Here is a 16,024-nt window from a genome sequence, read left to right on the forward strand (position 1 = left end):
GATGTTGGAGTGGGTTCCAATTTAACTGGAACGATCGACACATTATTTTTTGACATTAGAAAACACCTCCCATAAATTGATACTTTTATAGTACCGGGAGGTGCCGTCGGAAAATATGCGTTATTTGATTACGGGCTTACAACACTTCAGCAGTTTTTAACTTTTCGGTACGTATTTCTTTTAACTCAGGATGTGCTATTTCGAGTACAGATCGACGTAGGAAAACAAGTACAATGACGATTAAGATGATACTTGAGGCAATTAAAATATATTGTGCTGGAATCAAATCATATAAAACTCCAAAAATTAGTGTACCAAGTGGCATCATACCCATTGCCATCATTTCAATAATTCCAAAGATACGACCACGATAATTTTCATCCACTGATTTTTGTAATAGTACTCCAATTGGCGTATTTGTTAACACACCTAAACTACCAAACAGGAACATCACTATAAAAAAGTAAATAAAGTTCAATCCACTAGAAAATGTTACTAGTAGTGGGATTGCAATGGCACTCACTAATCCAGACATACCAAGTATTGATCGTTTTGAGAATAATAATGGATATTTTACATTTGAACGTGCAGCAAAATATAGAGATAAAACTAACATACCAATTGCAGCACCGGCTTCAACAAATCCAATTAACGAATAATCCATCTTTAACTTTTCAACTAATATGAATTGAATACCGACATTTACAGATGTAAAGAACATATTTAGTAATAACAAAACCCAAAGCAAGCTAGAAATAACTGGTTTTGTTTTTAAATAAGCAAAACCTTCCTTAAAGCTATTCATCATATTTTCATTCTTTTCTTCAGTTGGTTGTTCTTTAGAATATAATTTGAAATTCATTGTAGATTCTAGAACGAATGCAAGTACATAGGCAACAATATTAATCACTAAAAATAGTTCGATCGATAAAAACCCAAATAACATACCACCAACAATTGGACCACCAATCCCTGCGATAGAAAGTGAAAGTTGATTAAATGACATTGCCTTTTGTAAACGCTCTTCATCAACTAGATTAGCAATAGAAGCAGAAAATGCAATTCCTGTAAACGTACTACAAATCGAGTAGAAAACTGTTGTGACATAAATGGCAGGTAACGATAAACCGAATATTAAACTATAAACAAGTAAACCACTGATCGTAATTACTGTTCCAGCTTGACCTGTTAATACAATAGTTTTTCTATCAAATCGATCGACAATAATACCTACGATAGGAGAAAGAATTGTTCTTGGTAAAATACTAAAAATTAAATTTGCCGCAAAACTGAATGCTGAGCCTGTAATCGATAAAATAAACATACTCATCCCAAAGGAATATACATTTGCCCCAAGTGATGAAATCATTTTACTAACTAAAAATGTGTACAAATGATATGTTGCTTTTTTAAGCTTTAATGATTCACTCATTTTATCCACTCCATAAAAAGTTTAATTTGATTAAACTCATAATATGCCATATTGGAATAAATTGCAAGACAAAAGTTTAATTAAATTAAACTAATATGGATAATAATTGTTAACTTGTGCTATAATATGTTTAATGACATTAAATTTTATTATACTTATATAAGTGATATATTGGAATTATGGTCGTAAAAATTGAGGTGTTTGTATTGAATGAATTAGGAACCCGGATTAAAAAATTAAGGAAAGAAAAAAACATGACTCTTGCAGAACTTGCAGGAGATCGATTATCAAAAGGGATGTTAAGTCTCATTGAAAATGGTAAAGCCCAACCATCTATGGAAAGCTTACATTATTTAGCCGATCAACTGAATGTAGATGTTTCAGTATTATTAAATGAAAGTCATATTGAGGAAATTCGGAAATTATTACTTGAGGTAGAGAAAGAGAATAAAATTTTCCATGGGCCATTAGATGAAATTGAATCTAAGCGTAAATTAAACTTATTAAATAAAATTAATGAAGTTCAAGACAAACTAAAAGGAAATAATTATGAAGAAGTACGTCTTCTAGATCTAAAGTTTAGATTACAATTTCTGATTGAACAAAAGGAAAATCCTATTGAAGAGATAAATCACGTTATTAATTTGTATGAGAAAATTCACGCTTACAGTCGAATGGTAAATTGTTATTCCTTTTTAAGTTCAATTGAATTTATTAAACATAATTATGAAAAGTCACTAAGTATTTTAGAACAAGCAGAAGCTCGAATTAAGCCATATGTACATCTTATTGATCATTTATCAAAATTAGACTTACATTATTTATTAACGGTATTATATGCTGCAGTCGATGATGTACCTAATACAGAAAAACATTTACATGCAGCATTAGAAATTGCGCATGATAATAAAATTTACTATCGAGTAGATGATTTTTATCGATTTATGTTAGTACAATCCATTGGACGAAATGATTATGAGAAAAGTAAATATTATATTACAAAGTTAAAACAACATGCAGAGTTTACAGAAGAAGCAATTTCTAATTACGCTTATATTTTCTGTGAGGCTAATTATACAAATTTAGTAGAAAAAGATTATAAAAAGACACTTGAAATTGCTAAAAAAGTGAGAAATACACCTCCAAGTGAATTCGAATATCTGGAGTATCTATTTGATTTTATCGTAGTCGAAGAAACTTATGCTTTATGGGCGCTTGGTTTATATGAAGAGGCGATTAATTGTAGTTTAAACTTTAGTATTTCACCGGCTATTAATCATCCTTATGACATCACAGCGATGTATAAGTGTTTTGCAGTTAGAGCATTATGTTATTTGGAAATAGGGGATTTAGAATCAGCTAAACGAGATATTTTATATGCAGAAAATGGGGTAAAGGATTTCCCAAATACGATGGATAAACAATTTATCACTAGTGCGTATGAAAAAATCATAAATAAATAAAGTTTTTATGCCCAACTCCATCTATATGAAGTTGGGCATAATATTTATACATTGGAATTATAAAATAACAACTGCGTGTGATCCAAGTGCTTTAAAAGTATTAAAGAATACTTTCTCATCAATTGTTTCATACCCAGAAAGAGGATTCATTATCGTTACTTTACCGTCTTTATAGCCTGTTAAAACTACCGCATGTAAATTCATGTATATTGGATGTTTTTTATTTGTACCATCAATAATCCAATATCCATTTGTTCTTGGTGCACTCCAGTCAATTGTATTCCAAGTTAACACAGGTACACCAGAATTCACATAGGAAAGTATTTCTTCACGGGAAACATCACTTAAATTTAATGCTTTATAATTACTATTATTTTCAAAAAGAACTTGGTTTGCTACTTCAACAATTGGGTCTGCAAACACATAATATCCATCATCTTTTTTTGTTGGATCGCCAGCATAAGCTTTATATGGATCCGGTCCATAAATTTGATTTCCTTTTTTTGTTACAGGCGCTGTTGGTAAATATTCTTTTGATAAAGTTATTTTATCTATAACAATTCCATAATAATTTAAAATCGCCGTTAATGAAGTGATTTCGCATCCATTAGGTAATTCAGGATTTTGTTTTACGATAGGTACTGCGAGACTTTCTGTTGTATTCGCGTTGAATGTCTCAATCGTTACTAAAGGATTTTCAGGGTCAAATACGACAAATTGCTTCGTTTGCTCGGATAATTCACCCGTTTGTTCAATTTTATAAATGACCACTTCATATGGATGATCGGGTTGAACCATATCAAAAATAGCTTTACCTTCAGCATTTACTTCAGTAGTTGCAATTTTTTCGCCTGTTTCAAAATCGAAAAGACCTACTGAAACACCTTTTACACTTGTATCACTTGAGAATTCTATCGTATGAATGGTTAACGAGTTAGAATCACTACTTAATGCTGAAAAGTTTTTACTGTAAACTTTTTTCTCATTTGTAGTCATTTCGTGTTGCTCATTCGTCATTTTTGAATTACATCCCAAAAGAATAGCCAGACAAACTATAGGTAATGTTAGTTTTAATGTAGTTTGTTTACCTAACATAAGAAATGCACATCCTTTTAAAACGTTCGTAGTCGAACATATTATTTGCTTTGAGTTCCAAAATATACAAAAGAATCTCTTAGCAAATATTTCATATACTAGTTTAATACTTTTAGAAGATAGAAACAAAGTAATAAACCGACAAAAAAGACCAATTAGAATTTTTTCTAATTAGTCTTGAAGAATTTATGATTTATTTCACACTGCCACTAACAAATTGCTCGTCTTTATAATACATATTTTTTACTAACACATTTGGACCTAAACATTTTACTGCAGAACAGTGACAATTTAGTGACTTAGCAAGATCACTTTGTAACCATTTGTCAAAAATGCTTGGTAATGTATCAGTTTGAACATTTCCTAAAGCAGGCGTATCACCAAAATCTGTCACAATTACATCACCAGTAAATATGTTGATATTTAAACGAGAACGTCCATCTGGATCATTACGTAAAGTTACATTTTTTGCATCACGCAAACGATTTAATAACACTTGATCTTCTTCCTTCATACTGCAAGGATAGAAGGGAAGTGTACCAAATAACATCCAAGTATTTTCGTCTCGAATATCAAGAAGGTGATGGATAGCATTGCGTATTTCATCAAGTGATAGTGAAGTTAAAGAAGAAGCGAAATCGGATGGATACATAGGGTGTATTTCATGCCTTGCGCACTTCATCTCATGAACGATTTGATGATGAATATGTTCAATATATGGAATGGTATTTTTATTAAGCATTGTTTCTGCAGAAACCATAACACCATGTTCTGAAAGCAATCTTGAATTTTCAATCATTCGATTAAAAAGAGCAGCGCGTTGATCGAATGTAGGTTTTCGTTCCATCATTGCAAAACCTGTTTCGACAAACTCCTCAACTGTACCCCAGTTATGGGAAATATGTAATACATCTAAATAGGGAGCTATTTCTAAGTAACGTTCACTATGTAATGTTAAATTAGAGTTCATTTGAGTACGTACTCCGCGCTCATGAGCATATTTCAAAATGGGCTTCACATAATTTTGAACTGATTTTTTACTTAGCATTGGTTCGCCACCAGTAATACTAAGAGATCTTAGATGAGGAATTTCTTCCAGACGTTTAATAAATATTTCTAAAGGTAGGGCATTTGGATCTTTTGTTTGTAATGTATATCCAACTGCGCAGTGAGCACATCTCATATTACATAAATTGGTTGTTGTAAATTCCACATTAGAAAGAGTTAACTTCCCGTGTTGTTCCATATCTAAATAGGCTTCCCAAGGGTCAAATTGAGTTGTAATCTTTTCTAAAGTATTCATAGTTTTCGATCTTCCTTTCATAGAAAACTTCACTAATTACCATGTCCTTGGCAATTAATCTTTATTTGCCCTTTACAGATAGAGAAAGTTTCCTTATACCAAAGAATCATTTTCTCATAGAATTTAAGTTTCGAAAACTAAAAATAGCATATTCAGAACATTTTATTCAAATTGGGGATAAATAATACAATTTTAATAAGAATTGAAGTTACATAATATTATTATGTAAACTAAATATAAAAAATGAAATGGTTCATAATCGAATTATGAATCCACTTCATCCATCGTCGTTGTAATTAAACTATTATTTTCACTATAAAAAACTTCACCTAATTTATTTTCAATAATTGTTTTTTTCAAATTTATTTTTGAATAATTCATTGCTTGAACATTATATCGGAATTTGTCGTTTCGAATGATACTGTCTGAAACATAAATAGCAGAACGATTTTGTGCGAGTAGGTCGGATTGGTGTCCGTCAGACATTTGAACACCATCTAAATCGACAGTTGATTCAAAATCAATCCAAATCTGAGGTTTCATATGTTTGGCAATATAACTATCTCGTATGAAGACTTCACTTTGATTTTGAATGAGTAGGGCATTTCGTTTTCCTTCAGATAATTCACTTTTATGGATGATTAGTGAACTATCATTTACAACAATTTGAGCTAAATCGTGGTGACTTATTTGACTGTTGATGAAATTGGAAATTGAATTACGTGTAATTTTTATTCCATACGAACCACCATTAGTAATCTGGCAATGTTCAAATACAGCTGTAGAATGATCACTTACTTCGATTTGTACTTGATCACAATTATAAAAACTACTATTAAATATAAAAATCTCGCTTTTATTTACAGCAAAGATACTTTTACCATTAAACAATTCACATTGTGACATTGTAATAATTACGTTCGTTTTACAAGCAATATGGGGCATGTAATTATCAAACATTCTTGAATGTTCAATATCAACCGTTGAATGTTCAATTGCTAAAATACCATTTCCTTTGTTGTCTAAAACTTCACTTTCATAAAGATTTAATTGGGCTTCAATTAAAGTAAACCCTGAATTTTCATGTTTAGAAACTTCACTTCGAACAAGTGAGGCGTTTGATTTTTTATCAACAAATATTCCAATATAGTAACCTTCTTTAATGATACATTGATTCATCGAACAAATAGATTGATCGGTAATATAGACTTGCGATAATTTATGGTATTTAATAATCGTTTCATTAAAGTTCGCGATTGATTCTTTTATCAATTTAATGCCAATTCCATTGCTTGAATGGATATGGCTATGTTCAATGTTCACCCTTGTTTTATTTGAAATAACTACATTTTCTTTCGAATGATGAGAAATTTCGCAGTAGGTAATAGTTGCTTCAGAAAAATCAGCTAAATAAACTCCAGATTCTTTTCCGTTTTGAATTAAACAGTGGTGGCCATTAAATACACTTTCTTCAATCCATATTTGTGGTAATTGTTGAAAACGTAACGTACTACTTTGAAGGGTAATTTCGGCATGATTTAAACCATAAACCCCATTTCCATTACCACGTTCTATAACACTTCCAAAATCCTCAAAAACAGATTGATCTACGATAATTTGAGTTCCTTTATGCTGGTGCAAATGGTTTTTGTCTGAATATAATTTCGATTCATTTTTCAGCCATATTCCGTGCTTAGCATTAGTTAATTCACATTTTTCAATAATAGCTTCAGACTGATCGATGAGAAGCTGCATTTTTCCATTGGAATGAAAAATACAATTTTTGAAAACGGCCTTTGAACGATTCATTAATGCTACAGCTACTTCTCGAGCATTGCTTAATTCACATTTTTCTAAATGGATTACGCCTTCATTTACTGATAATAGAACTTCTGTTTTATTTCCAATGAGACGGCAATTATCTAATTTTAAATTGCCTTCAACAAAAATTTGAGAAGTAGGAGAGATTGTTACATTTTGAAGTGTTACTTGAACAGATTTCGGTATTATGAAAATACCTTCCATTACAGTTTCTTCTTCACCGTTAGCAGATATGAGCACATCTTTATCAAATTGAATCGATTCTCTATATACTTTAGGTGATAATTTAACTTGATCACCTTTTTTTGATTTTTGTATGGCACGCTTCATTGTTTTCACGTTTGAAAAAAACGCTGAAAACAGTTTCAAGATGGCCATAGAATCCCTCCTTCACGTCAATCTGGTTGATATTTATATTTTTGCTAAAATAATCAAGATTTAATCCTAAATTGAATAATTATTTTAATTTACTAAAGTGCGGTTACCGTAAAAGGTTTTGAATATTAATAATTCAGTAATTAAACCGCATCTCCTAATTGAACTTATGCAAAAAGGGCTGCTCGAAAGAACGTTCGAAATACGAAGTTTTAGGTAAAAAATGGAGTGAATTAGAGGAAATATTGAAGCTATTTGTAAGTTTAATAAACATTACGTCATTTTAATCATTACTAATTTAGATATTCATTAGATTTTGTTTATATTGAAGGTTAAAATGTAAAACGAATGCTTTATTTACATAAGGGGGACAAGATGAAAGAGTTACTAGAAAACGTCTTACAAATGAATCAAATGGAAAGAGAACACTATATGTCTTCCCAAGGGCAACATTTATTGGAACAAATGGTTGAGTGGATCGGTATTCCAGATGATGAATTACGCGACAAATTAAATTATCGATTATTTATCGAACTATTATCTACTCAATTAATCACTAGACAGCAGATGAACGATATGACTGAAAAATTGGCAAGTAATGATTATTTGTATAGTTCTATCGGTGACAAAGATACAGATTCTGTATTTTTACGTTCTTATTCCGCATTATGGCTTTCAAACCTTATTAATGTAGATGCACAACTACATTTTCTAACAGAGCAACAAGCTACAACAATCATTCGTGAATGTACTTCCTATTTAAGTAAGGAACAAGACACAAGAGGTTTTCTTGATGAAAAAGGATGGGCATTAGCAATTACGAATGGGGCAGACCTATTAACTTCTATTGTTTCCCATCCATCATATGAACTAAACCTTACACCTAAAATCCTTGAAGGGATTAAAGATAGTTTATGGAAGGGTACTGTTTATACAGCTGATGAAGAAGAAAAGTTTACAGCTATTATAGAAAAGCTCATTAATAAAGATGTCCCTGAAGCTTTGTTAATCGAATGGATTGAACAAGTGTTTGATAAGTTAGAGTTTTATTTAATAACAAATGGCTATACACCACAATATTTTTCGGCAAGAACGAACACACTCCACTTTATGAAAAATCTTTATTTCATTTTAAAGTTCACTCATAAAATGGACGAATTAAAAGGTGTCGTATCAATCTTTATCGGAAAATGGTTGAAAAGCTAACAGAGGGAAAGTAAGTAGGTGGTATTTTGAGGAAAGGCCCTATTAGAATTGTATTATTTGCACTAGTTGTAATTGGACTAGCATTTTTATTTAATTTGTATTTTACTCATTTCGATGGAGATGGGAAAAAGACACCAGAAGAAGCATTACCGACTGATCAACAGTATGAATGGATTGAAGGTCCAAAAACTGAAAACGAACAGCGTTATTTCTTTCTATCTAATAAAGAGTATTTTGGTACAGGTACTGTTACGAAAAATTTCTCAGGATGGAGCTCTAATGATGGAGTATATGCAAAATTACCCACTCCATTATCGGACAATGTCATCAAACAGGCATATTCCGATCAACAAATCATTTATGGCATTTTCAAACCGAGTGGGGAAGTAATAGTTACGGTAAATGGAGAAAAAGCAGAATTTATTGATTTAAATCAGCTTCCAGAGGATATTCTTCAATTATATAAAGTAAAAGACTACGTAATTTGGTATGTCGATTATTCAAAATTAGAAAATACAAAGGAGTTTCACATCAAAATTATGGATTCAAACAACAAGCTTCTCCATGAACTGATTATCTAGAAAGTGTATTAGTTAATTAAAAAATGACTTATTTTTCTCACTTAATTAAAAAAATCGGTCATAAATTTAACTTATTACAAAAGATAATTTTAATGTAATTTACTTATGAATGTAATTAATGTATTATGAACATTGAAGAAAAGACGCTTACTAACTGCCTTTTCAATATGATTAATAGGGGGAGTACAAATGGCAAGCAATTTACACAATAGCCGCGCTTCATTTGAAGTAAATGGTAAAACTTATAACTATTACCGTTTAACTGCTATTGAAGAAGCTGGTATCGCAAACGTATCACGCCTTCCATACTCAATTAAAGTATTACTAGAATCAGTATTACGCCAATATGACAACTACGTAATTAAAGAAGAACACGTAAACAACTTAGCGAAATTCGGTAATGGCGCAGATCCAGAAGGTGAAGTACCATTCAAACCATCTCGCGTTGTATTACAAGACTTTACTGGGGTTCCAGTAGTAGTTGACTTAGCTTCTTTACGTTCAGCTATGAAAGAGTTAGGTGGAGACCCTAACAAAATCAACCCAGCAATTCCTGTTGACCTTGTAATTGACCACTCAGTACAAGTTGACAAATACGGTAATGCTTCTGCATTACAAGCAAACATGGATTTAGAATTCGAACGTAACGCAGAACGTTACAACTTCTTAAAATGGGCTCAAACTGCTTATGATAACTTCCGTGCTGTACCACCTGCAACAGGTATCGTACACCAAGTTAACTTAGAGTACTTAGCTCCTGTTGTACACGTACAAGAAAATGCTGATGGCACATTCGAAACATTCCCAGATTCAGTAGTAGGTACTGACTCACATACAACAATGATCAACGGTCTTGGTGTACTTGGATGGGGTGTTGGTGGTATCGAAGCTGAAGCAGGAATGCTAGGACAACCATCTTACTTCACTATTCCAGAAGTAATCGGTGTTAAATTAACTGGTGAACTTCCAAACGGTGCAACTGCTACTGACTTAGCGTTAAAAGTAACTCAAGTATTACGTAAACGCGGCGTAGTAGGTAAATTCGTTGAGTTCTTCGGTCCTGGGGTATCTAAATTACCATTAGCTGACCGTGCAACAATTTCAAACATGGCTCCAGAATATGGTGCTACTTGTGGTTTCTTCGCAATTGATGAAGAATCATTAAACTATATGCGTTTAACAGGTCGTGACGAAGAACATATCGCAGTAGTAGAAAACTACTTAAAAGCTAACAGCATGTTCTTTGACCCAACATTAGAACCTGTTTACACAGACGTATTAGAAATTAAATTAGAAGAGATCGAACCAAATCTTTCTGGTCCTAAACGTCCACAAGATTTAATTCCTCTTTCAGAAATGAAAGCTCGTTACCACGAAGCAGTAACTGCTCCAATGGGCGTACAAGGTTTCGGTTTAACTGAAGATGAGTTCTCTAAAACATCAACAATTAAATTTGCTGATGGCGATGTAGAAATGCCTACAGGTGCTGTAGCAATCGCTGCTATTACATCTTGTACAAATACATCTAACCCTTACGTTCTTTTAGCTGCTGGTTTAGTTGCTAAAAAAGCTGTAGAAAAAGGTATTCAACCACCAAAATGGGTTAAAACTTCATTAGCACCAGGATCTAAAGTAGTAACTGGTTACTTAGAAGATTCAGGTTTACAAAGCTACCTAGACCAAATCGGTTTCAACACAGTTGGTTACGGTTGTACAACATGTATCGGTAACTCAGGTCCATTACTTCCTGAAATCGAAGAAGCAATTAAAGCTAAAGACTTATTCGTAACTTCAGTACTTTCTGGTAACCGTAACTTCGAAGGTCGTGTACACCCATTAGTAAAAGCTAACTACTTAGCATCACCACCATTAGTTGTTGCTTACGCATTAGCTGGTACTGTGGATATCGATCTACAAAAAGATTCTTTAGGTAAAGATAAAGATGGTAACGATGTATTCTTCGCTGACATCTGGCCTTCAACTGAAGAAGTAAACGAAGTATTAAACAAAGTAGTAACTCGTGAACTATTCCAAAAAGAATATGAAACAGTGTTTACTGCTAACGAAAAATGGAATGCAATTGAAACATCAACTGATTCTTTATATACATTTGATGAAAAATCAACTTACATTCAAAACCCACCATTCTTCACTGGTCTTTCTAAAGAGCCAGAGGCAATTAAAGGCCTTGAAGGTTTACGTGTAATTGCTAAGTTTGGTGACTCAATTACAACTGACCATATTTCTCCAGCTGGTGCAATCGGTAAAGATACACCTGCAGGTAAATATTTACAAGAAAAAGGTGTTGCAATCCGTGACTTCAACTCTTATGGTTCTCGTCGTGGTAACCATGAAGTAATGATGCGTGGTACATTTGCTAACATCCGTATCCGTAACCAAATTGCTCCTGGTACAGAAGGTGGATTCACTACTTACTGGCCAACTGGTGAAGTAGAATATATCTATGATGCAGCAATGAAATACCAAGCTAACGGTACTGGTTTAGTAGTATTAGCTGGTAATGATTACGGTATGGGATCTTCTCGTGACTGGGCGGCAAAAGGTACATTCCTATTAGGAATTAAAACTGTAATTGCACAAAGCTACGAACGTATTCACCGTTCTAACCTAGTAATGATGGGTGTATTACCACTTCAATTCATGCCAGGTGAAAGCGCAGATTCTTTAGGATTAACTGGTAAAGAAGAAATCTCTGTTAACTTAACAGACGATGTAAAACCACGTGATATCTTAACTGTAACTGCTAAAGCTGAAGATGGCACAGTTAAAACATTCCAAGCTCTTGCTCGTTTCGACTCAGAAGTAGAAGTAGACTACTACCGTCATGGTGGTATCCTACAAATGGTTCTTCGTCAAAAAGCAGCAGAGTAATTGAATTTTTAAAAATATTAAAACGGTAAATTTCTCTTAATTGAGATTTTTACCGTTTTTTTATTTGCAAACTTATACTTTTACTATAAAATTGGTAGTGTACCAATTTAATAGAATATTTACATAACTTTTACATAAATACATATTCTATTAAACAATTTTTTATTATAGTATGTTTGTGTTAGTAAATTTTGTATTTGGAGGTTAGTATTTTGAAGAAAAAAACAATGTCTAAAGTATTCAATGCAACACTAGCAACAACGGCAGTAGTTGGATCTGCATTTTTAGTAACTCCTGCTCATGCTGAATCTAAGTCATTTAATGATGTGAATGAAAACGCCTATTACTTCAATCCTATCACGGAGTTAGCTAAATTAGGTGCTATTAACGGTTATCCTGATGGCACTTTTAAACCAAATGCTATGATTACTCGTGGACAAGCAGCTACAATTGTAGCAAAAGCATTAAAACTAGATATAAAAAACGTTGTTAACCCAGGATTTACTGATGTTCCTGAAACACATGCTCACTATGCTGCAATCGCTACATTAAAAGCTGAAGGTATTTTATTCACTCCAGACGAGGACACTTTCAAACCAAATGAATTTATTACACGTGCTGAAATGGCAACATTGATTGCTAGAGCATTTGATCTTAACAGAGAGAATAATGAAGCTATTCCGTTTGAAGACGTAACAGCAGACGTGATTCACGCCGACAACATTAAACGACTATACGATAATAAAGTAACTGCTGGTACATCAAAAACAACTTTCTCTCCAGATCAATATGTAACTAGAGGACAAGCAGCTACATTTATCTATAAAGCATTGAATGTTGAATCTACATCATTCGAACTTACACTTATGCACAGTAACGATACACACTCTTGGGTTGAAAACGCACCAAAACGTGCACAAGCAGTAAAAGACGTTCGTGCTTTACGACCAGATGCATTGTTAGTAGATGCTGGAGATGCTAACACTGGAACACTTTACTATAATGTATTTAAAGGACAAGCTGATTTAGCTTTCTTAAACTATATGGGTTATGATGCGATGACATTTGGAAACCATGAATTTGACCAAGGTGCGACAGACGAAGGTCACCAAGCTTTGGTTGATTTTATTAAAGGTGCGGAATTCCCATTTGTTTCATCAAATATTGATTTCTCACAAGATGCCAAGTTTACAGGTTTATTTACAGACTTAATCTCAAGTGAACCAGAGAACGGTAAAATATATAACGGTATTATTAAAGAGGTTAACGGAGAGAAAGTTGGTATTTTTGGTTTAACTACTCAAGAAACTGAAGGTATCTCTTCTCCTGAGGCTATTAAATTTGAAAACTATAAAGAAGAGGCTGAAAAAGCCGTTAAAGCCTTTGAAAATATGGGGGTAGATAAAATTATACTTTTATCTCACCTTGGCTATGATGACAACCCAGGTGGTGAAGACGATTTATCACTTGCAGTTGCAGTTGATGGTATTGATATTATCGTAGGTGGACATAGTCATACTAAACTTGATCAAGCTGTTGTTGTTACTAAAGATGAAAATGGAAATGAAAAAGATACAACGTTAATTGTACAAACTGGAAATAATAGTGATTACTTAGGTACTTTAGATGTTACTTTTAATGATAAAGGTGTAATCATTGCATATGACGGTGAATTGATTACTCTTGCAAAATATGCTGAAGATCCAAAAGCGTTAGAATTATTAACACAATATAAAGAAAAAGTTGATTTAGTATCCAAACAGGAAATTGGCAAATCTAGTAAAGTAGCCTTAACAAATCCACGTGTTACTGATCCAGGAAATTCTGATGAGTTAAGTGTAAGAAAAAATGAAACTATATTAGGTAACTTAATTACTGATGGTATGTTAGCTATAGCTAAACAATATTCTAAAACACCTGTAATCATGGCATTACAAAACGGTGGGGGAATTCGTGCTGGTATTGATGCTGGACCAATCACAGTTGGAGAAGTTATTACAGTATTACCTTTCGGAAATACACTTGCGTTAATGGACATTACTGGAGCAGAATTAAAAGAAGCATTTGAGTTAAGCGTAAGTAAATATCCTGCTGAAAATGGTGGGTTCTTACATGTTTCTGGAGCTAAAATTGAATATGATTCATCAAAACCTGCTGGCGAACGAATTGTAAGCATTTCTTATAAAGATGAAAACGGAAATTACGTTGAAATTAAAGCTGATGAAACATACACTGTTGCAACAAATGCTTTCACTGCAAAAGGTGGAGATAGCTATGATGTATTCGAAAAAATTTACGCAGCTGGTCGTGTATTAGATTTAGGTTTATCTGACTGGGAAAACTTCCGTGAACACTTACAATCTTTAAAAGAAATTCCAACAGAAATTGAAGGAAGAATTGTAGATATTTCTTCAAAGTAATCTATTAATCTATTAATCTATTAAACTTTAAAAGACATTGTTGGATATTTTCTCCATCACTGTCTTTTAACTTTTTGTAAAGATTTTATGAATTTTGCTATCTATCTAGTAAAGATTTGGTACTGTTAGTAATATATAATAAAATAGGGGAGATACTAGTTTCTAAATCACCTACTTTATTAAAAAGGTTGGGAATAGATATGAATAAGAAGAGATATAGTATATTAGCGAAACTACGTGATGAACGATACTTTTTATTAAATTTTGAAAATCAACTTATCTTAAGTTATTTGGATCAAATTCCACAAACGAATGGTTTGTTAACATTAGCAAATTGGCCAATTTACGAGCCAGTTGAGATTGAATTCTTCGTGGAGTTAATTAATGATAACGTTTCCTACTATCATTTAATCGATCGAAAATACAATTCGAGAGAAGTAATCGTTCTTGATAAAAAAGAATTAGGACCATAAAAAACGTGCAATCACACTAAAGTGGATTGCACGTTTATTTTACCATTCAATATTCGCGATAATTCCTTCTTCATCATGTAGATTTAACATGATACGAGCAGACATGGAATCTCGATTTAATTGTTCTTCAATATATAGACGAATAGCAGCGATGAAATTTGCTGTTGAGTACACATCACTTTGTCCATGAACAGATGCTTCAGCAGAAAAACCTTCTTCATCATCGTACATTAACTCAACTTCAACCTCTTGAGGGCTTACTTGTCTAAATTTTGCTTGGAATAAACAAATCGCATCTACTAATTGTTGTTCGTTTAATACTATTTTCTCCAATTTTCTGTAACCTCTTTATCTTTTCTGCGAGTAATCATTTGGAAAATTTTCACGCAAAGAGCGATAATTACAACGATGGCAATTGCATTAATAGCAAAACCTAAAATATTTCCTAGCATGCCTAAGCCCATATCTGCAAACAAGCTACCAAATAATAATCCAGCAAGACCCCCAACCATCATGCCTTTCATAAAGCCACCAGCAGAGAATCCGCCTTTAGTTGTTGTGTTTGTATTGTTTGTTTTATTAACATTCGATGTGTTTGTATCTTTGTTTTGAATGTTTGTATTATTACTTCCAGGTGTGTTCGAAAATCCTTTTTTACCTGACTTGTAAGATTTTGCTTCAGCAGTTTGAACATCATCACCAAAAAATAATGCAGTACCTACACTTGAAAATACTAATGTGAAGGCAAGGAAAGTTGCTGAAAGTAATACTAATAATTTCTTCATTCTAATCCTCCATCCTTTTTGAGCACATTTATATGTACTATCTTTCATTATAACAAAAATTCATATGAAAAATAGTTATCAATACCACCTTTCATAGAATTTCATTATTCTATTTGTTCTACGTTTCATTTAACAAAAAAGTTTCAAAAAATAAGAAGGATATTTATTCCTATTAATT

Annotated in this window: 12 protein-coding genes; 6 read left to right on the plus strand and 6 right to left on the minus strand. The window is 32.7% G+C overall.

What is annotated here, in order from left to right:
* Positions 1-136 precede the first annotated feature (136 nt).
* Entirely contained in the window at positions 137-1,432 is a 1,296-nt protein-coding gene (locus tag ACOQFO_RS09945; protein WP_421689514.1) for an MFS transporter, read from the minus strand.
* Positions 1,433-1,638: 206 nt separating this feature from the next.
* Between ACOQFO_RS09945 and ACOQFO_RS09950 the strand changes: the two genes are divergently transcribed.
* Positions 1,639-2,895, plus strand: a complete 1,257-nt coding sequence (locus ACOQFO_RS09950; RefSeq protein ID WP_421689515.1) for a helix-turn-helix domain-containing protein — start codon at positions 1,639-1,641, stop codon at positions 2,893-2,895.
* A gap of 57 nt (positions 2,896-2,952) precedes the next feature.
* Here the strand turns inward: ACOQFO_RS09950 and ACOQFO_RS09955 are convergent, their stop codons facing one another.
* From ACOQFO_RS09955 to ACOQFO_RS09965, 3 genes are all read right to left on the minus strand, one after another.
* Positions 2,953-3,912, minus strand: a complete 960-nt coding sequence (locus tag ACOQFO_RS09955; RefSeq protein ID WP_421689516.1) for a C39 family peptidase — start codon at positions 3,910-3,912, stop codon at positions 2,953-2,955.
* Between the two features lie 271 nt (positions 3,913-4,183).
* Positions 4,184-5,293, minus strand: a complete 1,110-nt coding sequence (gene yfkAB / locus ACOQFO_RS09960) for a radical SAM/CxCxxxxC motif protein YfkAB (RefSeq protein WP_421689517.1) — start codon at positions 5,291-5,293, stop codon at positions 4,184-4,186.
* A 264-nt stretch (positions 5,294-5,557) separates the two neighbouring features.
* Positions 5,558-7,492: a right-handed parallel beta-helix repeat-containing protein gene (locus tag ACOQFO_RS09965; RefSeq protein ID WP_421689518.1), complete on the minus strand. Its 1,935-nt coding sequence runs from the start codon at positions 7,490-7,492 to the stop codon at positions 5,558-5,560.
* A gap of 372 nt (positions 7,493-7,864) precedes the next feature.
* Here ACOQFO_RS09965 and ACOQFO_RS09970 point away from each other — a divergent pair, with 372 nt between their 5' ends.
* The 5 genes from ACOQFO_RS09970 (at position 7,865) to ACOQFO_RS09990 (ending at position 15,061) form a co-directional block, all read left to right on the plus strand.
* Positions 7,865-8,695: a DUF2785 domain-containing protein gene (locus ACOQFO_RS09970; protein WP_421689519.1), complete on the plus strand. Its 831-nt coding sequence runs from the start codon at positions 7,865-7,867 to the stop codon at positions 8,693-8,695.
* A gap of 26 nt (positions 8,696-8,721) precedes the next feature.
* Positions 8,722-9,276 (plus strand): hypothetical protein, encoded by a 555-nt coding sequence (locus ACOQFO_RS09975; RefSeq protein WP_421689520.1) that lies wholly within the window; start codon positions 8,722-8,724, stop codon positions 9,274-9,276.
* A gap of 189 nt (positions 9,277-9,465) precedes the next feature.
* Complete coding sequence (acnA, locus tag ACOQFO_RS09980; RefSeq protein WP_421689521.1) at positions 9,466-12,168, plus strand: aconitate hydratase AcnA; 2,703 nt, start codon at positions 9,466-9,468, stop codon at positions 12,166-12,168.
* A 212-nt stretch (positions 12,169-12,380) separates the two neighbouring features.
* On the plus strand, positions 12,381-14,588 hold the full coding sequence (locus ACOQFO_RS09985) for a 5'-nucleotidase C-terminal domain-containing protein (protein ID WP_421689522.1): 2,208 nt from the start codon (positions 12,381-12,383) through the stop codon (positions 14,586-14,588).
* Positions 14,589-14,788: 200 nt separating this feature from the next.
* Complete coding sequence (locus ACOQFO_RS09990; RefSeq protein WP_421689523.1) at positions 14,789-15,061, plus strand: hypothetical protein; 273 nt, start codon at positions 14,789-14,791, stop codon at positions 15,059-15,061.
* Between the two features lie 39 nt (positions 15,062-15,100).
* On the opposite strand, the gene ACOQFO_RS09995 is transcribed toward ACOQFO_RS09990, so the two are convergent.
* On the minus strand, positions 15,101-15,394 hold the full coding sequence (locus tag ACOQFO_RS09995; RefSeq protein WP_421689524.1) for a DUF2653 family protein: 294 nt from the start codon (positions 15,392-15,394) through the stop codon (positions 15,101-15,103).
* Positions 15,382-15,846, minus strand: coding sequence for a hypothetical protein (locus ACOQFO_RS10000; protein ID WP_421689525.1), 465 nt, complete (start codon positions 15,844-15,846; stop codon positions 15,382-15,384). The genes ACOQFO_RS09995 and ACOQFO_RS10000 overlap by 13 nt, the downstream gene beginning before the upstream one ends.
* Positions 15,847-16,024 lie beyond the last annotated feature (178 nt).

The organism is Ureibacillus sp. MALMAid1270 (genome assembly GCF_049202975.1).
GTDB lineage: Bacteria > Bacillota > Bacilli > Bacillales_A > Planococcaceae > Ureibacillus.